The organism is Ensifer sp. EB106-05-01-XG146 (genome assembly GCF_058791875.1).
This window is the reverse complement of record NZ_JBYTDX010000002.1, coordinates 520263-544721: the sequence shown is the minus strand read 5'-3', so window position 1 is coordinate 544721 and position 24459 is coordinate 520263. Positions and strand designations below refer to the sequence as shown.

Sequence of the window (24459 nt, the reverse complement as noted above, 5' to 3'; positions counted from 1 at the left end):
GCCAAGTCGCCACTTGGCCGCTCCGACGGGGCGTTCCTTCTTCATTTTTTTGTCCCCGTCTAAGTTCCCTCGCCGCAACCGCCGGCCCTTCCTTTGAATTCGGATGGTTCGCCAGGTCAGGGAATGACCAGCGCCTACGCTCTGCAGGCGGGATCGCCAGGCTATTGACGGCGGGCCTCCCGCCACACCACAAGTTCCTGTGGCTTCAGCACGCGTTCGCCTAACACAGTCTCGGCAGTGCCGGGCAGCGTCCATTCATCTGGCCCGTAATTGAACGCGAACGTGAGTTCGCCTCTGCGACGGATCCTCACATGGTCGGCAAGCGGCATTGTTTCGAGACCTGCCTTACCTGCCGCCAGGCGCATGACGGAGCCGAGCAGGTCCGTGTCGGGCCAGCACGCCAAATAGAGAAAATTTTCTTTTTCGGTGAGCGCCGCCCCGCCTGTCTCGAACTCGGCCAAAGTCTCGCCAGAGGATTCGATGTACTCGCGCCACCGAACGGCTGATCCTACCACCGCCCCCGTCACTCCTTCCGAGAGGCCCGGACGCAGCGTCGACACTTGGATTACACGGTTTCCCGTGAGGTCGCCAAGAGGACCTGGCGGCAGATTGGCGGGGATCGAGAAGTCGCGATCTCGCGATCCGGTTCGAGCGCCCACCAGGATTTGAGCATTGGCGGATTCCAAAGCCGCGAGCGCTGAATGGTCCACCTCGGTCATGCAGGGCACGACCACAAGCGGATACCCATCGAGCGGCGCGCCAGGCCTGACGAAGTCGACATCAAGGCCGAGGCGACGAATGGCTTCGTACCACCGGAAGCATAGCTCCTCGTAGCGGAAGTCCTTTCCTTGGGGCTGTATCATTGTCGACCAATAGCTCTGATAGTCGAAAACGAGCGCAACGGGTGCGCGACCGCTAACTGGCAGGGTGCCCATGGACTTCAGTTCGCCCGCGACCTGGCGTGCCTCCAGGCCGCCCGGCGACAATTCATCCAGACCTGGGAGGTTCAGTCCTGCATGCATCTGTTCCTGAGCAAACGGCGCCTGCCGCCACCGAAAATAGCTAACCACCTCCGCCCCGTGCGCCAGAGCCTCCCAAGTCCAGAGCCTAACCATCCCTGGCTTGGGAACCGGATTCCAAGGTGCCCAATTAACAGGGCCAGGCTGCTGCTCCATGACCCAGAAACGTCCACGGCCGACGGCGCGGTAAAGATCGTGATGATATGCCGCGATATCCGGATGCGACGTTTCCGCCCAGCGGTTTCGCTCGGCCTCGGAAAACGGGAACTTCTCGACGAACCCGATCGGGTAGCTGTCCCATGAAGCCAAGTCGAGATTGTCGCCCACTTTGAAATGGTCGAAATCGGAGACAAAGCCCATGAAATTATGAGTGATCCAACGCTCCGGAGAATACTTCCGGATGATGTCGCATTGCATCTTGTCATAGGCCGCGACCTGGTCCGAATGGAAACGCCAGAAGTCGAGCCTGGTTGCCGGATTGGCTTCGGTTACGGTCAAGTTGGGCAGTCGGACCTCGTCGAAACTTCTGAGCTCCATGGACCAGAACACCGAGCCCCACGCGTCGTTCAACTGGTCCGTGGACTGATAGCGCAACCTCAGCCACCGCTTGAAGCTCTTCAGATCCTCTGGTCCCCAGGACAGCGTCGTGTCGTGGCAGCCATACTCATTGTCGGTCTGCCAGCCGACGAGGCCAGGATGTTTGCCGTATCGCTTGGCAACGATCTCGACAATGCGGGCGCTTTCCTTCCACCAGGTTTCGGAGGAAAACGTGTAATGGCGGCGGGAACCGAACCCACGCATCCTTCCCTGTTCATCGTACGGAACGATATCGGGATGTTCGTCGATCAGCCATTTAGGCGGTGTAGCGGTTGGCGTACCGAGGACGATCTTCAGGCCAGCCTTTGTAAGAACGTCCATCGCCCGGTCCAACCAGGCAAAGTCGAAGCTGCCGCGAGAGGGTTCAAGCCGCGACCACGCGAACTCACCTATGCGTACGAAGGAAATCCCCAGCTCAACCATTCGTCGAGCATCTTCAGCCCACCGCGCTTCGTTCCAGTGTTCCGGATAGTAGCATACACCCAGCATTATCGCGTAAGATCTCCGTTAATGACGGCGACGCCATCCTTGTTGAACAAGTGGCAAGCCTTGGCATTGATGCCGAGTTTCAAGCTGTCGCCCGGTTTCTCCGATGCGAGGCCGTCTGCTTTGACCGCAATCTCGGACCCATCGGCGAGCTTCACGAAGAACAGCGTTTCCGAGCCCAGGTATTCGGCGAGAAGAACCGTTCCTTCGACCACGACGTCGCCCTTCCCGAACGCGTCGATGTGCTCCGGCCGCAGTCCGAGCGTCATGTCCCCAATGGCATTGTGCGCGCCGTCCAGGGTGAGCGCAGCCCTCCCGGGAAGGGCGATCTCCACGCCACGTTCTCCCGCGTCGGCCCTCACCTTGAGGAAATTCATCTTTGGCGAGCCGATGAATCCCGCCACGAAAATGTTGGTCGGACGATGATAGAGCTCCAGCGGCGAGCCGACTTGCTCAATCTTGCCCGCCGAAAGGACGACGATCTTGTCCGCCATCGTCATCGCCTCGACTTGGTCGTGCGTGACATAGATCATCGTCGCCTTCAGATCCTGATGCAGCTTGGAAAGCTCGCCCCGCATCTGCACACGCAACGCCGCATCGAGGTTCGAGAGCGGTTCGTCGAACAGGAAGACTTCGGGGTTACGAACGATCGCGCGACCGATCGCGACGCGCTGGCGCTGCCCGCCCGAGAGCTGTCCCGGCTTGCGGTCCAGCAGAGGCTCAAGCTGCAGCATCTTCGCGGCCATCGCAGTGCGCTCCGCAATAACTTCCTTTGGGTGCCCGGTCATGCGGAGGCCGAAACCGATGTTCTCGGCCACAGTCATGTGCGGATAAAGTGCGTAGGACTGGAACACCATCGCCACGCCTCGGTCCGAGGGACCGACTTGCGTCATGTCCTTCCCGCCAATCGTCAGAGCGCCGGATGAGATTTCCTCAAGTCCAGCGACCATGCGCAGCAGCGTGGACTTGCCGCACCCAGACGGGCCGACGAAGACGCAGAATTCACCATCCTTCACGTCGAGATCGACACCCTTGATGACGCTCACCGCGCCAAACTGTTTCTTGACGTCGCGGAGCCGGACATCAGCCATGGATCTTGCCTCCCTTTGCGGGTTCCAGTTCGAGGAGCAACGCGCTTTCAGGCTTCAGCATCGGCAAGGGTAGGCCGGCAGCGCGGGCCGTCGACAGGTCGAAGCTGATATCGCCCGACAGCAGACGTTTCTGCCCCTCGGAGATACGAATGAATTCGGGCGACGGCGGAAGCGCATTCGCGATCTTCCAGGTACCGCCGAGCCGGACGACGCTGTCCGGCAGCTTGATGGGCGCGGGCTGTTCGCCGACCATCTGTGGCCCTTGCGCAACAATGACGACGATCTTCTCAGGGCTGGCCGCGCCCCACACGTAGCGGCCGTCGACTGGATCGATCTGGAACGCAGCGCCCGGCGCGTGGAAGAGGCCGCGCAGTCTCTTGTGCGCCTTGACGTAGATCTCCAGCTCGGAACGCTCCTCGTCCGTCAACTCCAGTGGATTCAGCTCCACCCCGAGGTGGTACGCGATCGCGACCAGAGCGCGGAAGGAAAGCGTATGGCGACGGCCGGTCTGATGGTTGGGACTTGCCGAGAGGTGGCTGCCCAACACTTCCGGCGGCAGAAATACCGCGGCACCGCGCTGGATTTCGAGCCGCTCCAGTGCATCGGTGCAATCCGAGGTCCAGACCCGGTGCGTGCGGGAGAGAACCCCATAGTCGACGCGGCCGCCCCCTGAAGCACAGCTTTCGATCTCGACATTGGGGTGCGCCGCGCGGATCCGGTCCATAAGCGCGTAGACGGCCCGGGTTTGGGCGGCGACCTTCGCCTTGCCGTCGCGGCCACCAGCATGGGTGAGGTCGCGGTTCATGTCCCATTTCACGTAGGAGATGGCATGATTTCCGAGAACCGCGTCGATCTTGGCGAAGATGTAGTCGGACACCTCGGGCCGCGTCAGGTCAAGCACCAACTGCGTGCGCGATTGCAGGAGCGGCCGTCCTGCGATTTGCAACGCCCATTCCGGATGCGCCTTGTAGAGTTCGGAAACGGGACTGACCATCTCCGGCTCGAACCAGATGCCGAACTCCATTCCAAGACCTGTTACGTGGTCGATCAGCGGCCTTAATCCGTCGGGATACTTGCGCGGATCGATATCCCAGTCGCCGAGGCTCGAGGTATCGTCATCGCGTCTGCCGAACCACCCGTCGTCGAGCACGAAACGTTCTATGCCGAGTCCAGCGGCGGCTGTCGCCTGCGCCTTCAACGGCTCCACCTGGTGATCGAAGTAGTTGCCTTCCCAGGTGTTCAGCGTCACCGGGCGTGGAGTCATCACGCCGCCGGGCCAGTTCATCAATTCGCCGCGCACATACGCGTGAAAGGCTGCGGTGTCGGCCCCTGCATAGGCCGGTGGACTTTGATAGCTTTCTCCAGCCGCGAGAATGAGTTCTCCCGGCTCGAAAAGCTCTCCCAAGTGCACCAGGCGCCGCCCGTCATCCGTCCGGTCGACTACAATTTGGTGGTTTCCGCTCCACCCGAGAGTAACGCCGAAGCGTTGGTCCGCCCCCTCGACGAAGAGCATGGGGAAGCGGTCGTGGGAGGTCCGCCCGCGGCGGCTTTCCTGGCTCCAGATGCCGTTGCCCAGAGTCTCCCTACGTATCTGGAACTCGCGGCCCCACATGCCTGTGAAGCTTGTGAGCTCGACTTCGCCTACAGGCGCTAGAAAAGTCGCAGCCATGCATCGATCGAGTTGATAGTCCTCATCGCCGCAATTTGTAAACCGCGTCGACATAGAGATAACGCCGGAAGGATGTGCGGCAACCGCGATAGCAATCTGAAGTCCGGCGATCTTATCCTTGCCGGAAACAACGATCCGGTTGCCGCTGTATTCGGCAGTCCAGCCTGCAAACTCAGCGATAAAATCCCGCCCCTTCCGGTGTCCCTCTATGGCAGGCCAGCCGAAGAAGCCCAGGCCGCCGGTCGGCAGAAGCACCGCCGAAGGAATTGCGATGTCCATTCCATTCACCCGGCTTGAACGCTCGACGCCGAAGATCGGATCGTCTGCGAGCCGCGCTTTCCCGAAGGATACGATTTCCGGCATGCCGCAGTCGCGAAGGCGCAGGCTTATCGCAAAGTCCGCGGAGCCGACGGTAACAAGTTCAGTCATCCCTTGGTGGCTCCAAGCGTTAGGCCTGCGATGAAATGGCGTTGCATCAGGAAGAACATGGCAACCGGCGGCAGGGCCGCGACGATCGATCCGGCGGAGACCAGGTGCCAGGCAGCGACCCATTGCCCATTCAATGAATAAAGACCTGCGGTCACAGGCATTGCATGCTGGCCCTGTACCAGCACCGTCGCCCAAAAGTAGTCGTTCCAAACGAATGTGAAAACGAGCACGGAAAGCGCCGCAATTGCAGGGCGCATGAGTGGCAGAACGATGTGGCGGAAAATCCGCCATTCCGAAACACCCTCTACGCGCGCGGACTCGATCAGGGCGAAAGGAAGGCCCCTTATGAAGTTCCGCATGAACAACGTACAGAACCCGGTCTGGAACGCCACGTGAAAGAGCACCAGACCCGTCGCCGTATCGTAGAGACCAGCACGAAGCGTCATGTCACGCACTGGCACCATCAGGATCTGGAACGGAATAAAGTTGCCAGCCACGAAGAGGAAGAAGAGCACGAGATTGCTCTTGAACTTGTAGACGGCCAGCGCGAAGCCAGTGAGACAGGATAGCGCTACCGCTCCGATCACCGTCGGGATCGTCACTTTGAAAGAGTTGAGGATGTACCAACCGATAGGCGAATCCCGAAACACGGCCGTGTAGTTCTCGACGCCAGCAAAGCCCGAGGGCATCCCGAAATAATTGCCAGCGGCCAGGTCGCCAGCGGGGCGCACCGAGGTGATCGCGACGCCGATCAGCGGTAGCAGCCAAAGCGCCAAAGCTATGGGCAACAGCAGCTTGTAGCCGAGCTGGATGGAGGGAGGCGCTTTTGCGATGGGTGTTGGGAACATCAGGCGTTCCTTTCCTGGCGCAGCATGCGAACGATGAAGAGAGAGATGAAGACCATCATGATCAGGAACAAGACGACGGCTATTGACGCTCCGTAGCCCATGCGGAAGCCGTATTCCGACAGCGCCTGCTCGTACATGAAGTAGGACAGCACCTGGCTGGAACCGTACGGGCCCCCGGCCGTCATGATCGAGACCAGGTCGAACGAACGCAGGGATCCGATCACGGTCACCACCATTGCGATGAAGGTCGCCGGACCAAGTTGAGGCAGAATGATGTTCCAGAGCAGCTTGAACCCCTTGGCGCCGTCCATGCGGGCGGCTTCGACCTGTTCAGGATTGATGTTGTTGAGCCCCGTCAGGTAGAGGATCATGCAATAGGCGGTCTGCGGCCAAAGGCCCGCGACGATGATGCCGTATGTCACGAAGCGCTCGTCCGCGAGAACCGCGATCTGCTCGCCCGCCAGCCATTCGACGAGCTTGGAGAACAGTCCGAAATCCGGTGCATAAAACCAGGTGAACATCAGGCCGACCACGACCTGGCTTATAACGAACGGAAAGAAGAACAGTGACTTGTATAGCCGGATTCCGGTGACGGTCTGGTTGAGAAACAGTGCGACAGCAAGCCCTGCAGGTATCGAAAGAAGATAAAGCACCAGCCAGATCAGATTGTTCTTCAACGCGACGTAGAACGCATCGTCATCCAGCAGCTCGGCGTAGTTTCCAAGTCCTATCCAAACCTTTTCGCCGAGACCGTCCCAGTCATGAAAGCTGATCCAGATAGATTGAAAGATCGGCACGAGGACATAGGCCACGAACATCAGCATACCCGGCGCAAGAAATAGCCAGGGCGCGAGCTTCTGCTGATTTCGCTTCCAGAAACCTGATGAAGGTGAGACGGCGTTGCTCAAAGGGCACCTTTGAATAGTCTTATGAGTGCCTGATGCCTCGCAGCGAGGCATCAGGCTGGGAGTGCGAAAGTCTTATTTGTAGGCGCGGGCGCGCACCTTCTCGAGTCGCGCGAGGATCCGCTCGAGATTGTCGGGCTTGACCATGAATTCCTGGAAGCCTTCCATGCCTGCCTTGGCCATCTCGGCCTGCGAGTCGCGATCGTAGAACTGCGCGAGCGCATGCGCATTGGACAGCATGGTGAACCCAGCTTCCAGATAGACGTCCTTCGGCTTCTCGGCCTGATTGTTTACGGGGAGCTGGCCCAGTGTCGCGTTCATTTTTGCCTGCGCCGCCGGAGAGGCGACGAAAGCGAGGAATTTCTTTGCGTCGTCCTTGTTCTTGGCACCCGCCGGGACATGGAACGTGTCAGTCGGCGCCTCCTCAGACATTGGAAGGCCGGGGGTGATCTCGGGGAATTGCAGGAACCCGATCTGATCTTCCTTCAATCCACCATCCTTCATGGTGGCCACGGCAAAGTTGCCCATCAAATACATGGCAGCTTTTCCCTGCACCATCTGCGGTATGGCGTCCTGCCAGTCGATCGCGGCATGATTTTCGATGAAGTAGCCGGCCTTGACCAATTCGCCCCATTTCTCGAACACCGCTTTCACGCGCGGATCGGTATACGGGACTTTGCCGGAGGTCAGTTCCATATGGAATTCGTAGCCGTTGACGCGCAGATCGAGGTAGTCGAACCAGCCCCCGGTGGGCCACAGCGCTTTGGTGCCGATGGTGAATGGCGTGATTCCGGCAGCTTTCAGCTTTTCAGAAGCGGCGAGCAGTTCCGCCCAGGTCTTGGGCGGCGTGATGCCCTGTTGCTCGAAGATATCCTTCCGATAATAGATGCCCCACTGGTAGTAGGTATAGGGAACGCCCCACTTCTTTCCATCGATGGTCATCGACGGCGAAGCCGACTTCAGGTGGTCGTTCAGACCATTGGCACTCCACACGTCAGTCACGTCTTCGAACAGGTTCGCCTTTACGAACGGTTCCATGCGGTTCCCTGCGTACCAGGCGACGACATCAGGTGCGTCCGCCGTCAGGAAATTGCGGATCGCCGACTTGTAGCCTTCATGGTCGAAGTTGTTCCACTTCACCTGGACGTCTGGATGCGCCTTTTGGAAGTCGGCGATCAACTCCTCCATCGCCTGCTTGGGAGCCGGATCTGAGTGATCGGAATTGATGGTGATTTCACCCGCAAACGCGGCGGACGACAACAGCGCGGTCGCGACCGCCGCCCCTTTGAGGCTGCTGAACAAGGTCATGATTTCCTCCCAAATGACCGAATAGCTCAGGAGGTCAGAGGCCGACGTCTACGAGGGGACTGGCCATCCGGACCTTCAGAGCGGTTGAATAATCGTGGCCAAAGCCGTAACAATCCACCGACTTTCTGCAGAACTATTCCGGAATCCTAAGCATTGCCCACGATCTTCGCCACTCTCCAAGACGAATCCGTTCCCGTTCACCCGGACAACGATCCTCGTCATCCCCTGGTGATATTTGGCGACCACCGTTTTTGCGCAGGCGAGTCTCTGCTCGTACAGCGCATGTCGGGACCACATATGCACAGCCAGATCGAGTTGAACTTTGTCCTCGAAGGAAAGATGACCTATTGGTTTGATGGCCGAGAGCTCACGATAGGAAAAGACAGCCTGTGCCTCTTTTGGGGTATGGTTCCCCATCAGGTCATCGACCGCGCAGATGGGACTCAGTTCGTCTGCCTCTACATACCGATGTCGTTCTTTCTTGGCCTCGCCAATTTGACGCGATTCAGGGATGCGGTCTTTCGCGGGGCCATGATTGAAGCCACCCAACTGCGTTCCTACGATAGCGATATCTTCCTGCGCTGGCGCGAGGAGTTGCTTTGCGGCGACGAAGGTTTAACCGAAATCGTTCGCAGCGAACTCAAGGCACGGGTGCTGCGCATTGAACGTGACGGATGGCGCGATTTGCGAAAAGAGGGTTCCGCCATCGCCACACTTGGACACCTGGGCGGCGAGCGCATCGAAAACGTCGAGCGCATGCTGCGTTACATAGCCGAGAACGCGATAAATGACATCTCCACCGAGGATGTGGGACGGGCCGCTGGACTTCACCCCAACTATGCGATGACCTTGTTTCGCAAGTCCGTGGGGATGACGATCAACCAGGCGATCGTCCGCCACAGGCTCGATACCGCACAGTCGCTACTCATCGCGACAGACATGCCAATCACCGCTGTCGCCTTCGAATCCGGCTTCGGCTCCCCCTCTACTTTCTACGAAGCTTTCCACCGCCGCTTCAACGAGAAGCCCATCCGCTATCGGCAGAAGATGCGACCGTCGCTCGCCACCTAAATTCGTGGTCACTCGATTTTCGTGTGAATTGGCGATCCTTTGGCCGCTATCGATGAGCGCTGTTCGGAGCCCAAAGGTGCAGTCCGCTTGCCGCCGTCGCTTGCCGGCGGCAAGGATTCGACAGTCAAGCAGGGACCTCCCTCCAACCATGTTCCTATCTCGCAAACCATCAGCAGCCAAGCTGTGCGCACCAGTTCGGACTTTTGCTTACCGCGGACGTGTCGCTTGAAAACGCCGTTCCACACGCAATAGCCGAACCGTCGTGAATTGCCATGGCTCGAGCTCAACGTCTCAGCACCACGGCTGGCGCGGTCGAGACCTTAGAGCAACTCAATGCCTCTCAGGGCCCTTGGCTGTGACGATGTCCTAGGGTTCCTTATGTTGAAGCCCATGCTCAAAACGAGTTGATCGCTTCTTCCAGCCTCGACGGTGCAACGGCGCTTGAAGCGCATGCGCGAAAACAAGATCATTGTCGCTGAGGTCGTGGTGGTCGAAACCAAGAACATTGGACAATCGCTTGTATTTATCGCTGCGAACGGGAGCGGCCGAGCCTGCTGGAGCAGCTTCGACGGTGGGCCGAAGCCGAAGTCAACATTCAACAGGCCTACTATGTGACCGGCTCGACAGACGTGATGATGATCGTCGCGGTCGAAACGGTCGAATTTGTACGAGGCGCTGATGGCCCGCCTTGTTGCAGAAAACCCCAATGTCCGCCGGATAACAACCAATCTGGTGCTGAACACCTTCAAGCGTGGCCTTTATGCCGATACGCAATCCAACGATTGAGGTATGCACGCCGTCCCAACTCGAAAAGTCTGCAGTGAACGAGAGCGAGGGGACAATCTGCCGGGGCCGAACTCAGCCCCGAAATTGCAAAGGACGGGCCAAATTCTCGCGCATCACGCGACCGCCGGCGCCACATGGCACGTTGACGTAGAGGATCTTCGGACAGCCGCCTCCTGAAAAGATTTAAGGGAAGGCGGCTACCGGTCGCCGCCTTCCCCATTCCCGAGCGCGGGGTGCAGGGATGTGCGCTCAGAAATTCTGCCAGCCATCCGCGGCCGGTGCCGCGGCCAGGCTTGTTCGTTGTCCGCCGCGCATGGCGCGGGCGGTGGCATGCAGGCGTGATGGCTGCGCGCGATCGTCGAGGTGGCGGTTCGCGTCGACGACCTGGGCCTGCTCGCCGTAGCGGAACTGCCGGAGCAGTTCGTGCAGGGCTTCGGCCTCGCGGGCCATGGCGTGGCTTGCGGCCGTGCTTTCCTCGACCATCGCGGCGTTCTGCTGGGTCGCCTGGTCCATCGAGTTGACCGCCTGGTTGATCTCCTTGAGGCCGGTCGACTGTTCCCGTGCCGCTTCCACGATCGCCGAGACGTTGGCGTTGATCTCCTGGACCTGGACGAGGATCTCCTCAAGCGCCGCCCCGGTCTGGCCGACCAGCGACACGCCGTTCTTGACGTGTTCGGTCGAGGTGCCGATCAGCGACTTGATGTCCTTGGCGGCACTGGCGGAGCGTTGGGCCAGTTCACGCACTTCCTGGGCGACGACGGCGAAGCCCTTGCCGGCTTCACCGGCGCGCGCCGCCTCGACGCCGGCGTTCAGCGCCAAAAGGTTCGTCTGGAAGGCGATGTCGTCGATCACGCCGATGATGTTAGAGATTTCGCGTGACGACTGTTCGATCTGGTCCATGGCGCCGATCGCGCTCTTGACCACATTGCCGGAGCGTTCGGCACCGGCCTTGGTCTTGCCGACCAGGCCTCCGGCCTCCTCGGCGCGGCGGCTGGAGTCCGAGACGGTCGTGGTGATCTCGTCGAGCGCTGCGGCGGTCTCTTCCACGGAAGCGGCCTGTTGCTCGGTGCGCTTCGACAGGTCGTCGGCGGCAGCCCGGATCTCGCGGGCGCCGGAGGCGATCGCGCTGGCATTGTCGCCGACGGTTCGCATCGCCCCGCGCAGCTTTGCGGTGGCATCGTTGAAGTCGATCCGCACCGCTTCCATGCTTGGTACGAAGGGCGTGTCGAGGTTGCGCGTCAGATCGCCTTCGGCGAGCGCCCGCAGGCCCGCGCCGAGGCTGTTGATGGCGCTCATGCGCTCGCTGACATCGGTCGCGAACTTGACGACCTTGTAGACCTTGCCGCTGAAGTCGCGGATCGGGTTATAGGCCGCCTGGATCCAGATCTCCTTGCCGCCCTTGCCGTAGCGCACGAACTCGTTGGAAAAGAACTCACCGGCGGCGAGCCGCTTCCAGAAGTCGGCATATTCGGCGGTGCGAGCATAGTTGGGCTCGCAGAACATGCTGTGGTGCTTGCCCTGGATTTCCTGGAGGCTGTAGCCGAGCGCGGCGCAGAAGTTTTCGTTGGCGGTCAGGATCTCGCCCGATGGCGTGAACTCGATCACCGCCTGGGAGCGGGAGATCGCGTCGAGCTTGCCGGCATCTTCCGTGGCCCTTGCCTTGGCGGCAGTGATGTCGCTTGCGAACTTGACCACCTTGTAGGGCTTGCCGCCCCGAAGCACCGGGTTGTAGGTCGCCTGGATCCAGATTTCGCGGCCGCCCTTGGCGACACGCTTGTAGGCATTGGCCTCGAATTCGCCGCGGCCAAGCCGAGCCCAGAATTCGCGGTATTCCTGCGTCTGGGCATAGTCGGCGGAGCAGAACATGCGGTGATGCTGACCGACGATTTCCTGAAGGCTGTAACCGACTGCGGCGCAGAAGTTCTCATTGGCGGTCAGGATGTTGCCGGTCAGGTCGAACTGGATGATGGCCTGCGATTTCGAAAGTGCGGCGATGATCTGGCGTGCATCCGAGATCTTTCCGAGAGCGAACATTATAAGCCTCTTAGGTGAGTGCTGAATCCTTGAAACCCGACGCGCGTATGCTCCTGACTGCGTGCGAGAGGCCACATGCAACTCTTCACACGAGAAATCGATCCTGGCCCCGGACTCCACCGCCAACGAACCCTTCCCCGTCGCCGCATGCTTCGCAGGCATTTCGGCGTGGCCCAGTATTGCGCCCGACGTGTCCTCCTCTTATGCAACTTAGATTAGCAATTGTATTATTAAGCAGAAATTAAAATGACAAACATCAAATTTTACTCGTAAACACTTGTAGTAGAAGTCAGCTCCGCATCGCTCCTCCACTGGATGCGTTGCCGACCGACCTTGCGGCATCTGCTAAAGACTGGCCCTGCGCGGCTCTCGCCAATCCAATGAACTGCGTGTTCGTTTTAGATCGAGAGGTAGCTGCGTTATGGGGAGCCGTCATGAGATTTGATGGCTAGCAGCCCGGGCCCCCGGGAAAGCGTATGGTTGCAGTCATCGGCGCCGTGTTCTTGTGAATATCCTCCTCTGACTGCGCAGTCCTAACGTGGAAGTTGTCCTTTTCAACCGGCGCAGAATGAGTCTGGATGCAGCATCCGCCACCAACTGTACATGGAACTGCACAGGTGCGTTTTCCTTCTGGCCTCAGAGACGCAAGGCGGTCCATAGCGCATGAGCGCCCGAAGCGCCATCTAACGTGGTTATCCCATCCAGCCAGCTTTCTACGATGGCAGGATTGCGCTTCAGCCAGGAAGAGGCTGCAGAGGTGGGCTCCTCTCCGTCGAGGATCCTGCCCATCAGGACGTTTTCCATACCGACGTCAAACACGAGCTTTCTGAAGAATGCAGCTGCATTTGGGCACATTTCAGCCCAACCTGACCGGGCAAGGGTAAACACCTCGGCTCCCCCGGACCGCTCCCCAAAGAAGGCGTCGCCTCCAGAGAGATATGTCATATTGAAGCGTTCGTTCATTGGATGGGGAGCCCAACCAATGAAAACGATCGCGCGTTCCTTTCGTTCGGCTCGTTCGACCTGTGAAAGCATCCCTTGTTCGCTCGACGCGATGACTTCCCAATCGCCTAAGCCAAAGCTCCCCGCCCCGATCATCTCTTCAATGTTTTCGTTTACCGCAGCGCCAACATCGACGCCGTATATCTTGCGGTCGAATGCGTCCGCGTGCTCCTGGAGATCGGCGAAATCCTTGACCCCCATTTTCGCTACGTAGTCCGGAACCGCCAGGGTCAGTTTTGCCCCCACCAGGTTGCGAGTAAGGACCTCGATTGCACCATCCCTCGTCAACTCGCCGACGAACCGCCTTTGCGCCGGCATCCAGTTTCCGAGGAAAACGTCCACCTTCCCACTCTTCAGCATTTCGTATCCGACCGGGAGCGACTGGGTCGAGATCTCGACCGTATAGCCCAGACCATTGAGGAGAACGCTCGCAAGAGCGTTCGTCACTGCAACGTCAACCCAACCGGGATCCGACAACCGGATCGTCCGACAGGTTTGTCGGTCGGCGCCGACACTAACCTCGAAGCTCCCGAAAAGCATTAGCGAGGCACCGGCGAGGGTGCGTAAAAACGACAAAGACATTTCTCCTCCACCTTTAGGGAAACTTTCACGCTCTGGACAGCACGCTAGGCTAGAGGGCAGGACGGTTCGCGTTCACAACCAGGAGATGACGGAATCTCAACGATCTGATAAAGCCACCAAAACGCCATTATCAATCGTGAGGCGCGATCAAAGATATGAACCTGGAACTGATCGACACATTCCTCGACCTGCTAGACACGAGAAACTTCAGTCGGACAGCTGAACGGCTGGAGACTACGCAATCGGCCATCAGCGGGCGCATTAAGGCGCTTGAAAAGGCCGTCGGCACCCGGCTTTTCTACCGCGGACGCTCGGGCGCGATGGCAACGCCCTCCGGGTTGCGCTTCGAGCAGCACGCCCGGTCACTGAAGGCCGCATGGCGGCACGCGCGCAGGGACGTTGGCGGCCTCGAGCATTACGAAGGCACCTTGCGCGTTTCGGGTCAATTCAGTTTGATGCAGTCCCTCTTTTTGGATTGGATCGAAGAACTCCATAAATCCAACAGACGTCTGTCTTTGCAGTTGGAAGCGGACTCCTCCCCCAAGATAATATCGGATCTGGCGGAAGGCGCCGCCGACATTGGCGTAGTTTTCGCTCCCCAGTTCTTGCCTGACCTCAACATTGAGGAAATCGGCACCGAACGGTTGGTAATGGTCTCGACTGACTTCGAGAACATCCGGGACGTAACACCAGATCGCTATATCCGGGCATGTTACACCGCGTATGTTGAACGAACCCACGCGGAACTCCTCCCGCATCTCGCACATTCGCCGATGACGGCCGGCTACGAAGAGCTTGCCGTTGGCCTCATCAAGCGGCTTGGTGGGACGGCCTATCTCCCTGAGCGCGCCATCAGCCGTCTTCAAGATTCAGGCGTCGATTTACGGGTGGTCACCGACGCTCCCGAGATGCAACAGCCCGTTTACGTCGCTCTGCAGCGGCGTCGCAGGCACGATCCGTTGCTAAACAAGGCCATCAGAGCCCTCAAAAAGGTTGCCGAAGCCCACTTCAGCCTTCCACCCTCAAAATAGTTTGATTGCGGCTGGAAGGCCCTGCGGCCGCATCTTGGCCCGCATTGGGAAGACCGTGCATCGCGCCGCCCCAGGCGCACATACTACATGGACTTACAAAAGTCCGCAGGGCTCGAAATATCTGCGATACAACCGCAGTTTAGATGCGTAGGGCGCATTAGGCGCATCGAACATGGAAAGGGCCCACAATGTCCCGGCACAGGCTCCCGCTCAATGTGATTGTGGTTGCAGCAAGTGCCCGGCATGCCAGTCGGCTTACGCGGAGCCCTGCACAATAATGCGCACCGATCTTGAACTGAGCATCGAAGGGCAAGAGCCGATGCAGGTTCGCGTCGACTTGAAGCCCCGGGCCCCCTCGCCCGCGCACACTCATCCAGGCGAGGAAATGGCACAACTGCCCAGGTGTTTGCGGCGGTACCCCCAACCAGGCTGTAGCCCATTACAAGAAGAGTATGACTGCGTAGCGGAATGGAAGGCATATGGTCCTTCCAGTCGGTTCGAGATCATGGAGTTGCGCTGATGGGATCCCGGTTGATCGTCAAGAAGCCCTCCCTGTGGCCGCACACGCTCAGGGCACGCCTCTTCGTCATTCTTCTGACAGGCCTAGCGCTCGCGCATGGATTATCGTTCATTGCGCTGTTTTCCGAGCGCTATATGACCGCCAAGTCCGTGATGTTCAGAACGCTCGAAGACGACATCGCCACATCCGTCGCGATTCTCGACCGCCTCCCGGCGGCGGAGAGGCCTGCATGGCTGGATCAGTTGGCACGCGGTTCGCACCGGTTCATCCTGGGCGAAGGAACGCCCGGGAGCGCCGCGCTGGATCCACAGGAAGCGGAGGTGGCTTCCAAGATACGGACTGCGATAGGCGCGACCTACCCGATCAAGGTCGAAGCTCTGACCGAACGGGAGCATCATTTTCAAGCGCATCTTCGCCTCAGCGACGGGGCTCCATTGACTATCGACGTCACGCCGAGGGGCGTGATGAAGGTGGCGGACTGGCTGCCCTTCGTGTTGATCGCACAGCTTCTGCTTCTAGTGATTTGCAGTTGGATAGCCGTGAGACTTGCGATACGCCCGCTCGCAAAGCTAGCGGAAGCTGCCGACACACTCGACCCGAACCACAACACCCCTCGCCTGAGCGAAGTCGGGCCGCGCGAAGTCGCACACGCAGCCGCAGCTTTCAACGCCATGCGCGACCGGATCGCGCAGTACCTGGAAGAACGCGTGCAAATACTGGCCGCGATATCTCATGATCTGCAGACGCCGATAACCCGGATGAAGCTGCGCGCAGAGATGGCCGACGACAGCAGCGATCGCACCAAGCTGGTCCAGGATCTTGAAGAGGTGGAGCGGCTTGTAAAAGAAGGTGTCGCATATGCCCGGAGCGCCCATGGCAAAACCGAAGTGCCTTCCCGTATCGACCTTGCGTCCTTTGTCGAGAGCCTTGCCTATGACTATCAGGATACCGGTAAGCAGGTAAAGGTCGCACAGCTAAATGGCGGCGCAATTTCGACACGCCCCTTTGCATTGCGGCGCATCCTTACGAACTTAGTTGATAATGCTCTTAAATTCGGCGGCAGCGCGGAGATCGATGTTACTCGTGGCATCAACGGAGAGCTCCGCATAAAAGTTTCCGACCGGGGTCCAGGGATCCCAGAAGACCAGTTAGAGAAGGTGCTGCAGCCATTCTTCAGGCTTGAGGAGTCGCGAAACCGCGAGACGGGTGGTACCGGTCTCGGGCTGGCGATTGCCCAGCAACTCGCCAATGTTCTCGGAGGAACGTTGACATTGCGGAACAGGCAGGGCGGGGGACTCGAAGCCGAGATTGCGTTGGCCGCGTTGTGACGACGATCATCCAGCCCCGTTCCGCAGCGCTTTTGCGATCCGCTCGCTGCCACTTGTTGCACTCAGATACATATCGCTGAAAACCGGAAACATACCCGATACTTCGCAGTGTTTCTCTGCCGCGCGTGTGAAGCCGTCAACGCCGGAAGGCTTTGATGTTGTGCAGAGAGACGACGATGATACTGTTTTTTGTAGCTTATCTCGCAGGCGTGCTGACCATCGTCAGCCCCTGTATCCTGCCGGTCCTGCCTTTCGTGTTTGCCCGCGCGGATCAGCCGTTTTCCAGACGCATTCTCCCCATGCTGCTGGCCAAGATCGTGACCTTTGCAGGCATCGCTTCGCTTGCGGCACTCGGGGGCAGTTGGACGGTACAGGCGAACGTTTACGGCCGGTATGCGGCGATCGCACTCCTCGCCGTCTTCGGTGTGACCCTGCTTTCGACGCGGGCCGCCGCCTTCGTCACCGGCCCGCTTGTAAACCTCGGCAACCGGCTGTCGAGAAGCGCCGCTAGAGGGGACAAGGGCAGCATCGGTGGATCGATTCTGCTTGGCGTTGCGACCGGGCTGCTGTGGGCGCCCTGCGCGGGACCGGTACTCGGCCTAGTGCTGACCGGGGCGGCGCTGAACGGGGCAAATGCCCAGACGACGCTCTTGCTTGTCGCCTATGCCGCGGGGGCCGCGACTTCTCTGGCCATCGCCATTCTTGCCAGTGCCAGAGTGTTTGCTGCGATGAAACGCTTTCTCGGCATCGGCGACCATATTCGCCAGGGTCTCGGGGTTGCGGTTCTAGTCGGTGTCACAGCGATTGCGCTTGGTCTCGACACAGGTGTTCTAGCCCGGATCTCCTACGCGAGCACTGCGCGGTTCGAACAATCGCTCCTCGATCGTATGCGCGGTGGCACATCTTCAAACGTAGACAGCACGCGCATGACTCTTGCCGCTCAGGATACGCGACAGGCGGCCTATCGCAGCGATCTGCCGATCGAAGGATCATTCCCGTCGCTCGACGGTGCTGTACATTGGTTGAATTCGAAACCGCTGAGTACGACCGAGCTTCGCGGCAAGGTCGTGCTTGTCGATTTCTGGACCTATTCCTGCATCAACTGCATACGCACCATTCCATACGTCCGCGCCTGGGCGGAGAAGTACCGGGATCAGGGACTTGTCGTCATCGGCGTTCATGCTCCGGAATTCGCATTCGAGAAGCAGATCGGGAACGTTGAGAAGGCAGTACGCGATTATAAGATTACTTACCCAGTGGCGATCGACAACAACTTTGCCATCTGGCGCGCCTTCGCCAACAATTACTGGCCGGCCCACTATTTCATCGATGCTGAAGGGCAAATCCGGCACACCCATTTCGGGGAAGGCGACTACGAAGAGTCCGAGCGCGTCATCCAGGATCTTCTGGCTGATGCTGCGGGCAAGCGGAAGGTGGAAAGCGGCTTCGTCCAGCCGGACGCAAAAGGCGCTGAAGCCGCCCCGAACTTTGCGGGACTGGGGTCCGGCGAAACCTACATCGGATTCATGCGTGCCCAGAACTTTGCGTCAGCCGAACGGGTTCTAGAGGACACCGCGCAGCGGTATACAATTAGCAACCCTCGGCTCAATAGTTGGGGCTTGTCCGGCACGTGGACCGTTGGAGCGGAGCAGGCACGTCTAAACGAGGCCGGCGGCGGCATTACGTACCGGTTTCGCGCACGTGACTTGCACCTGGTGCTCGGACCGGGTGCCGACGGTGACGCTGTACCGTTCCAAGTGACGGTAGACGGAAAACCGCCCGGAGTCGACCATGGCTCGGACACAGATGCGTCAGGCAATGGAACGGTCAAAGAAACCCGGCTCTACCAGTTGGTGCGACAGTCTGGCGACGCCCTGGAGCGGACGTTCGAGATCCGCTTTCTGAAGCCGGGCGTCGAAGCCTTCGTCTTCACTTTTGGCTGAGGATCTCACCATGGGCAACAAGGACCTTCACGGCCAGAAATGGTCAACTGCTACCCTGTACCTGCTCATCGCGGCTGCGGTCGTCGTTGGCGGCCTGGCCCTTTCGTTCGCTGGCGAGACACCGGCGCACAAGGCCACGCGGATTCCAAAGCCGCTTCATGACATCGCCTCCACGGAACCGAGCCAGAAGGCAGTTCTTGCCGGAGGTTGTTTCTGGGGAGTTCAAGCGGTCTTCCAGCACGTCGTAGGTGTCACGAGCGTCACCTCTGGCTACGCTGGCGGAACCGCTGAGACGGCCACGTACGAGCTGACGGAAACAGGCAAGACCGACCACGCCGAAGCCGTTGAGATCAAATTCGATCCCAAACTGATCAGCTATGGTCGGTTGCTAGAGATCTATTTTTCGGTAGCGCACGACCCTACCCAACTGGGAGGTCAGGGGCCCGACATCGGTCCGCAATACCGATCCGTAATCTTCCCGCGAGACGAAGCTCAGGCCGCTGTCGCCTTAAGCTACATCAGGCACCTCAACGCGTCCGCGGTCTTTGACCGCCCCATTGTGACTACTATCGAGCGCAAAAAGTCCTTCTACCCGGCGGAGGCGTATCATCAGGACTACGTATACAACAACCCGAGTCAAGCTTACGTACGTCTTTACGAAGCGCCCAAGATCGAAGCTCTTCAACGCCTTTATCCGACTTTGTATCGCGAGAAGCCGATCCTTTCAGTACCATAACTTCGAAGCGGGGCCGAACATCCCAGAGCTGGATTGCGCGATGCCCAATTCGACCGTGGCAAAGTTGGGTTTTGCACAGAGTGCCCGCGCCGCCCCCGCTAGCTATAGAAGCAAGTCGTTCGATGGCGTTGAGACTGTTTCAGCCGGATCAGTCGCACGCATTGCTGCGACCGTCACGCAGACAAAAGAAAGGACGAGGCCGATCGCTAACTCCTATCGGCCTCGCTCCAAAGTTAGGAAATACCAAGCCTTTTACGCAGGTCTGCGTTCTCCGCGCGCAGCTTTTCAGCAAGCGTCTTGCGGAGCCGCGCGTTCTCTTCTTCGAGCTTAAGCAGGTCCGCAATGTCGTCGAGATCCGCAGCCGGCGGCGCCGTCGTTTGCTTCGCCACGCGGGCTCGCGCAACGCTTTTCGCGGTGCTCTTGGTTGACGCTGTGCTGGCGACCGACTTCACCGCTTTTTTCGTGCCTCCCCGCACAGCTTTGACAGCGTCGGCCTTTGGCGCCTCGGCGGGTGCTGTGATAGCCGCCTTCTTTGCCTTCGCACCTTCGCGTTTTTTCGGCGGCACTATTTCTGTCGGCGTCGTTGCCTCAGCGATTTCGGTATTGCTTTCGTCTGCCATATTCGTTCCCCATCAATGGAGCATCTTTTTCCAACGGAGAAGGAACAGAGTCAATCATGGCGATTTCCGAGCGATGGCTTGCGGCCGAAATGCTAGCTCAGCCGACCGCTTAGATCTCATTCCGAGCTGATCCAGGGCTCCGCCAAGGCGCGGCGCACGTGCGCGACTTAGCAAGCGGCCGCGAATGCCAACATCGTCATACTCCGAGCCGTGCCATACCGACTTACCGGATTAGGCAGGCCATACGCACCGAGGTCGGCCCCGAGCCGAGTCCGGTGTGACGAGCAACTCGGCATCGTCCGATCGTATGCGCCCGGGCGGCCTGTCGCGTTCATTTAGATAAAACCGAAAGCGGATCCCGTTTGTAGCAGTGTTCAGACGCTCCCGCTGCGGTGAACTCCGCCAACTTCCATAGCATGCTCCCCGCGCAGGCTCCGGCAACTCGCCTCCGGACGTTCTATTTTGAAGCGTTACAAATCATACAGCAACTATAAATTGTATTTCTGCTTGCAAAACTCAACTTATGAGGACATAACTCGACGAGCGAAAAGCCCGAGTTCTGGCAGTGAAAGAGGACAGCCGGATTTGAGAACGACGCTGTTGGTTTCCGCGCGGAACTGAGCCGGTTAGGCGCATAATTTCCATTGAGAATTGAGCCATGTGAACCTTCCCCTCAACGCGGTGAGCGACGGGGGCAACGGAGTGATCCACATGGGACTTTTAAACATCATCCGTCGGATGGCACTGCGCGAGAAGCTGTCGGTTCGCGAGATCAGCCGACGAACCGGATTGTCGCGCAACACGATCGCGAAGTACTTGAGCGCTGGCACGATCGAACCGAAGTTCGCGATACCAGAGCGACCAAGCAAGCTCGATCCTTTTGCCGATAAACTGGCCGGCTGGCTGAAGACCGAGGCCGGGAAGTCGCGCAAGCAGCGTCGAACGTTGAAGCAGGTTCACGCCGATCTGGTGGCTCTTGGCTTTGCCGGCTCTTATGGCCGGGTGGCCGCTTTCGCCCGTGATTGGCGGGCTGATCGGCAGCGTGAGCAGCAGACGACGGGCCGCGGCATATTCGTTCCGCTGTCTTTCCGCCCAGGTGAGGCATTCCAGTTCGATTGGAGCGAGGACTATGCCGTCATAGGCGGAGAGCGCGTGAAGCTTCAGGTCGCGCACATCAAGCTGTCGCACAGCCGTGCTTTTCTGCTCAGAGCCTACTTACTGCAGACGCATGAGATGCTGTTCGATGCCCACTGGCACGGCTTCCGGGTGTTCGGCGGCGTGCCTGGTCGCGGCATCTATGACAACATGAAGACGGCGGTCGATCGCGTGGGACGGGGCAAGGAGCGGCAGGTCAACATCCGCTTCCTGGCGATGACGAACCACTACGTCTTCGAACCCGAGTTCTGCAATCCGGCGGCAGGCTGGGAGAAGGGTCAGGTCGAGAAGAACGTCCAGGATGCCCGTCCACGGCTGTGGCAACAGATGCCGGACTTCCCAGATTTGGCGGCATTGAATGCCTGGCTGGAACAGCATTGCCAGAACCTGTGGCGGGAGACATCGCACGGCACCTTGCCTGGCACGATCGCCGACATTTGGGTCGCAGAGCAGGCCGCGTTGATGGCGTTGCCTAGCGCTTTTGACGGCTTCGTCGAGCAAAGCAAACGCGTCTCACCGACATGCCTCATTACCTTCGAACGGAACCGCTACAGTGTGCCTGCATCCTTTGCGAACCGGCCCGTCAGCCTGCGGATTTACCCTGAGCGGCTGGTCGTTGCGGCCGAGGGCAATATCCTATGCGAACATGCGCGGGTCATTGAGCGCAGCCACGACAAACCGCCGCGAACGATTTACGACTGGCGGCATTACCTTGCGGTCATCCAGCGCAAGCCCGGTGCCTTGCGCAATGGTGCGCCCTTCCTGGAATTGCCGTTGGCCTTTCGGCAATTCCAGGACCAGATGCTTCGCCGCCCTGGCGGTGACCGTGAGATGGTCGATATCCTCGCGCTTGTGCTTCATCACGACGAACAGGTCGTCGTCAGGGCTGTGGAACTGGCTCTGGATGCGGGCGTGGCGACCAAGACGCACGTGTTGAATCTTCTGCACCGGCTGATCGACGGCAAGACGACCGACGGCCCGGACATCGATACGCCACAGGCGCTGACCTTGCTGCGTGAACCCAAGGCCAATGTCGAACGCTACGACGGCTTGCGCGTCCGGATCGTAGGAGGTCGCCATGCGTCATGATCCTGCCAGCGCGGCCGTCGTCATCATGCTGCGCAGCCTGAAGATGTATGGCATGGCCCAGGCCGTCACGGACCTGATCGAGCAAGGGGCTCCGGCCTTCGACGCGGCCGTGCCGATCCTGTCCCAGTTGCTGAAAGCCGAAATGGCCGAGCGCGAGGTTCGATCCATCGCCTATCACATGAAGGCTGCCCGCTTCCCGGCCTACAAGGACCTCTCCGGCTTCGACTTCGCCGCCAGCGAGATCAACGAAGCGACCGTGCGCCAGTTGCACCGATGCGAGTTCATGGACGGAGCGCAGAATATCGTGCTCGTCGGCGGGCCGGGCACAGGCAAAACACATGTCGCGACAGCACTCGGCATTCAGGCGATCGAGCATCATCGCCGAAAGGTCCGCTTCTTCTCGACCATCGAATTGGTCAACGCGCTCGAGCAGGAAAAGGCCAAGGGCAAGGCGGGCCAGATCGCAGAGACGTTGGTCAGGCTCGACGTGCTGATCCTGGACGAGTTGGGATACCTGCCGTTCAGCGCCTCCGGCGGCGCATTACTCTTCCACCTGCTGAGCAAGCTCTACGAGCGGACCAGCGTGGTGATCACCACCAACCTCAGCTTCAGCGAATGGGCCACGGTCTTCGGCGACGCCAAGATGACGACCGCTCTCCTCGATCGTCTGACCCATCGTTGTCACATCCTGGAAACCGGCAACGACAGCTTCCGCTTCAAAGCCAGCTCGGCCGCTGCGGCCCAGAAGAGAGGAGAAAAAGCCAATCCCTTGACCAAACCCTGATCAGAAAACCATACTCAGAGGTGGCTCACTTCTCGGTGGAAAAACCGGCTCAGTTCCGCGCGGAAACCAACACCTGACGGAGATGGACGACCACCACAATGTATGCGGCGGAGAGGACCGCCCTCTTTAGATCTGGCGATACGGCCAAAGGTTAGAGACGCAGCCATCGCTCGCGCTCCTACGGAATAAGGGGAACGAAAGCTCATCATGTTTTCAAGACAAGTCAATAACTATTTGATTTGATTATGTTTTATTCCCATCGCGCCTCCAATAAGCCTGTTCCCCCTGCTTCTTCCTAGCCCAAGCTTGAGAGCTTTCGCCGCCGCATATCGAAGCACCATTGCCCGCGGCTGGCCCTTAACGACCACGAACCGCCGCTTTGTACTGCGGGAAACCCCAAGCATCAGCAAGGAAGCCCAAAGAAGTTATGAACCGCAAGACGGCGACCGTCGAAAGTCCTTGGTCGCTTTCGCTGTTAGCTTGTCATCGAGTTGAAATGAATCGCAGGTGCGTCAGTAGCCACTTGGACTCGCCTCATAAACCCGGTCACGTGCGACGTATGAGCAGGAAGCGACAGTGAGCATCGTAGCCCGGCGTCAAGTGTCAACTGGCGCAAGCTCGCGGTGCAAGGCGCAGTCACGGCACCGGCTTCTGAGAGGACGTCGTCCCGGAATCGGAGTATCGCCCTCCAGAGCCAGGTCAAGGAGCCGGAGCGCCCACTTGGGAAGAAGACAATGGAAGGCGAAGCTCTCAAGGAAGCGCTTGAGATTGCCGCGGCCAAAGAAGCATCTGGTGCGCTCCCTATAAGCGCCGAAAGCCACTCACTGCGACGGTGATGTGCTTGAGCTTGGTCCTTCCAAAGCCCGTTGACGTCCGCCGCTGCTGATCGAGAACTGGTCGAAGCAATCAAAGGAATCATCGCCACTTTGCCGACCCACGGCTATCGACGGTTCATGCCATTTTGCGTCAAAGCGCCGCCAACCAGGGCCACACTAGCAAATGCCACCTGCGTCTACAGGGTGACGAAGACTCAGTGGGGCGTTTCTCATGCATACCGGTGCGATCGATACCCTCCGTTATGTCGGCCGTGTTGCGGCCAAAGCATCGATCCTTCGGTGGTGCTCAGACGGGTTCGAAAACGGCGGTGACAACAAAGAGAAGGTGCGCTCGCTTTCGCCCCCGAGTCTTTGGCCGTGAGGCCTTGCCGATGTTGCCACAGTCGGAGGATCAACAGCGAAGATGCTCAGGGGCTGGTCATCACCCCCATCGCAAACCGCTTCGGCCGGATCAACATCCTGCGAAACTCCGCAGAGTGACTGACGGCGCGTGCTTCATCGCCAAGACCACGAGATCGTTCCAGCGAGAGATGGGCATGGAGCCATGCTAACTCCCTCCGCAGCCCGCCTTCGGACGGCATGACCGAATC

The 24459-nt window shown here is 59.2% G+C and carries 16 protein-coding genes; 7 read left to right on the top strand and 9 right to left on the bottom strand.

Annotated features, from left to right (window positions below; all coding sequences use genetic code 11):
• Nucleotides 1-161: 161 nt before the first annotated feature.
• The 6 genes from AC3WVQ_RS22605 to AC3WVQ_RS22580 all read right to left on the bottom strand — a co-directional run bounded on the left by AC3WVQ_RS22605 (nucleotide 162) and on the right by AC3WVQ_RS22580 (nucleotide 8352).
• The gene (locus AC3WVQ_RS22605; protein WP_404528353.1) at nucleotides 162-2105 is read right to left on the bottom strand and encodes a beta-galactosidase; all 1944 of its coding nucleotides are present in this window, start codon (nucleotides 2103-2105) and stop codon (nucleotides 162-164) included.
• Nucleotides 2105-3193, bottom strand: coding sequence for an ABC transporter ATP-binding protein (locus AC3WVQ_RS22600; RefSeq protein WP_492382988.1), 1089 nt, complete (start codon nucleotides 3191-3193; stop codon nucleotides 2105-2107). The genes AC3WVQ_RS22605 and AC3WVQ_RS22600 overlap by 1 nt, the downstream gene beginning before the upstream one ends.
• Entirely contained in the window at nucleotides 3186-5291 is a 2106-nt protein-coding gene (locus AC3WVQ_RS22595) for an alpha-galactosidase (protein ID WP_492383300.1), read from the bottom strand. Before AC3WVQ_RS22595 ends, AC3WVQ_RS22600 begins: the two co-directional genes overlap by 8 nt.
• On the bottom strand, nucleotides 5288-6139 hold the full coding sequence (locus tag AC3WVQ_RS22590) for a carbohydrate ABC transporter permease (protein WP_404528357.1): 852 nt from the start codon (nucleotides 6137-6139) through the stop codon (nucleotides 5288-5290). The genes AC3WVQ_RS22595 and AC3WVQ_RS22590 overlap by 4 nt, the downstream gene beginning before the upstream one ends.
• The gene (locus AC3WVQ_RS22585) at nucleotides 6139-6957 is read right to left on the bottom strand and encodes a carbohydrate ABC transporter permease (RefSeq protein ID WP_492382987.1); all 819 of its coding nucleotides are present in this window, start codon (nucleotides 6955-6957) and stop codon (nucleotides 6139-6141) included. Before AC3WVQ_RS22585 ends, AC3WVQ_RS22590 begins: the two co-directional genes overlap by 1 nt.
• Before the next feature lie 162 nt (nucleotides 6958-7119).
• A complete protein-coding gene (locus tag AC3WVQ_RS22580; RefSeq protein ID WP_404528362.1) occupies nucleotides 7120-8352 on the bottom strand; it encodes an ABC transporter substrate-binding protein in 1233 nt (410 codons plus the stop codon).
• 153 nt (nucleotides 8353-8505) lie between these two features.
• Here AC3WVQ_RS22580 and AC3WVQ_RS22575 point away from each other — a divergent pair, with 153 nt between their 5' ends.
• Nucleotides 8506-9423 (top strand): helix-turn-helix domain-containing protein, encoded by a 918-nt coding sequence (locus AC3WVQ_RS22575; protein ID WP_404528364.1) that lies wholly within the window; start codon nucleotides 8506-8508, stop codon nucleotides 9421-9423.
• Nucleotides 9424-10458: 1035 nt separating this feature from the next.
• Here AC3WVQ_RS22575 and AC3WVQ_RS22570 read toward each other — a convergent pair.
• Both AC3WVQ_RS22570 and choX read right to left on the bottom strand, forming a co-directional pair.
• Nucleotides 10459-12243, bottom strand: a complete 1785-nt coding sequence (locus AC3WVQ_RS22570) for a methyl-accepting chemotaxis protein (protein WP_492382986.1) — start codon at nucleotides 12241-12243, stop codon at nucleotides 10459-10461.
• 636 nt (nucleotides 12244-12879) lie between these two features.
• Nucleotides 12880-13827: a choline ABC transporter substrate-binding protein gene (gene choX, locus AC3WVQ_RS22565; protein ID WP_492382985.1), complete on the bottom strand. Its 948-nt coding sequence runs from the start codon at nucleotides 13825-13827 to the stop codon at nucleotides 12880-12882.
• A 155-nt stretch (nucleotides 13828-13982) separates the two neighbouring features.
• Here choX and AC3WVQ_RS22560 point away from each other — a divergent pair, with 155 nt between their 5' ends.
• From AC3WVQ_RS22560 to msrA, 4 genes are all read left to right on the top strand, one after another.
• Entirely contained in the window at nucleotides 13983-14858 is an 876-nt protein-coding gene (locus AC3WVQ_RS22560) for a LysR family transcriptional regulator (RefSeq protein WP_192445364.1), read from the top strand.
• 531 nt (nucleotides 14859-15389) lie between these two features.
• A complete protein-coding gene (locus AC3WVQ_RS22555; RefSeq protein ID WP_404528638.1) occupies nucleotides 15390-16706 on the top strand; it encodes a sensor histidine kinase in 1317 nt (438 codons plus the stop codon).
• Nucleotides 16707-16882: 176 nt separating this feature from the next.
• The gene (locus AC3WVQ_RS22550; RefSeq protein ID WP_404528637.1) at nucleotides 16883-18649 is read left to right on the top strand and encodes a cytochrome c biogenesis protein DipZ; all 1767 of its coding nucleotides are present in this window, start codon (nucleotides 16883-16885) and stop codon (nucleotides 18647-18649) included.
• A gap of 10 nt (nucleotides 18650-18659) precedes the next feature.
• A complete protein-coding gene (msrA, locus tag AC3WVQ_RS22545) occupies nucleotides 18660-19385 on the top strand; it encodes a peptide-methionine (S)-S-oxide reductase MsrA (RefSeq protein WP_404528635.1) in 726 nt (241 codons plus the stop codon).
• 233 nt (nucleotides 19386-19618) lie between these two features.
• On the opposite strand, the gene AC3WVQ_RS22540 is transcribed toward msrA, so the two are convergent.
• Entirely contained in the window at nucleotides 19619-20005 is a 387-nt protein-coding gene (locus tag AC3WVQ_RS22540) for a SyrB-like regulator (protein ID WP_192445360.1), read from the bottom strand.
• Between the two features lie 711 nt (nucleotides 20006-20716).
• Here AC3WVQ_RS22540 and istA point away from each other — a divergent pair.
• Together istA and istB are read left to right on the top strand one after the other, a co-directional pair.
• Nucleotides 20717-22249 (top strand): IS21 family transposase, encoded by a 1533-nt coding sequence (istA, locus tag AC3WVQ_RS22535; RefSeq protein WP_112977380.1) that lies wholly within the window; start codon nucleotides 20717-20719, stop codon nucleotides 22247-22249.
• Complete coding sequence (gene istB / locus AC3WVQ_RS22530; protein ID WP_192445786.1) at nucleotides 22239-23033, top strand: IS21-like element helper ATPase IstB; 795 nt, start codon at nucleotides 22239-22241, stop codon at nucleotides 23031-23033. Before istA ends, istB begins: the two co-directional genes overlap by 11 nt.
• Nucleotides 23034-24459: the final 1426 nt, after the last annotated feature.

Bases quoted from the DNA above. Each gene is read 5' to 3' on its own strand.
- AC3WVQ_RS22605 (WP_404528353.1), bottom strand. From the start codon at position 2,105: ATGCTGGGTGTATGCTACTATCCGGAACACTGGAACGAAGCGCGGTGG.
- AC3WVQ_RS22600 (WP_492382988.1), bottom strand. From the start codon at position 3,193: ATGGCTGATGTCCGGCTCCGCGACGTCAAGAAACAGTTTGGCGCGGTG.
- AC3WVQ_RS22595 (WP_492383300.1), bottom strand. From the start codon at position 5,291: ATGACTGAACTTGTTACCGTCGGCTCCGCGGACTTTGCGATAAGCCTG.
- AC3WVQ_RS22590 (WP_404528357.1), bottom strand. From the start codon at position 6,139: ATGTTCCCAACACCCATCGCAAAAGCGCCTCCCTCCATCCAGCTCGGC.
- AC3WVQ_RS22585 (WP_492382987.1), bottom strand. From the start codon at position 6,957: ATGTTCGTGGCCTATGTCCTCGTGCCGATCTTTCAATCTATCTGGATC.
- AC3WVQ_RS22580 (WP_404528362.1), bottom strand. From the start codon at position 8,352: ATGACCTTGTTCAGCAGCCTCAAAGGGGCGGCGGTCGCGACCGCGCTG.
- AC3WVQ_RS22570 (WP_492382986.1), bottom strand. From the start codon at position 12,243: ATGTTCGCTCTCGGAAAGATCTCGGATGCACGCCAGATCATCGCCGCA.
- choX (WP_492382985.1), bottom strand. From the start codon at position 13,827: ATGTCTTTGTCGTTTTTACGCACCCTCGCCGGTGCCTCGCTAATGCTT.
- AC3WVQ_RS22560 (WP_192445364.1), top strand. From the start codon at position 13,983: ATGAACCTGGAACTGATCGACACATTCCTCGACCTGCTAGACACGAGA.
- AC3WVQ_RS22550 (WP_404528637.1), top strand. From the start codon at position 16,883: ATGATACTGTTTTTTGTAGCTTATCTCGCAGGCGTGCTGACCATCGTC.
- msrA (WP_404528635.1), top strand. From the start codon at position 18,660: ATGGGCAACAAGGACCTTCACGGCCAGAAATGGTCAACTGCTACCCTG.
- AC3WVQ_RS22540 (WP_192445360.1), bottom strand. From the start codon at position 20,005: ATGGCAGACGAAAGCAATACCGAAATCGCTGAGGCAACGACGCCGACA.
- istA (WP_112977380.1), top strand. From the start codon at position 20,717: ATGGGACTTTTAAACATCATCCGTCGGATGGCACTGCGCGAGAAGCTG.
- istB (WP_192445786.1), top strand. From the start codon at position 22,239: ATGCGTCATGATCCTGCCAGCGCGGCCGTCGTCATCATGCTGCGCAGC.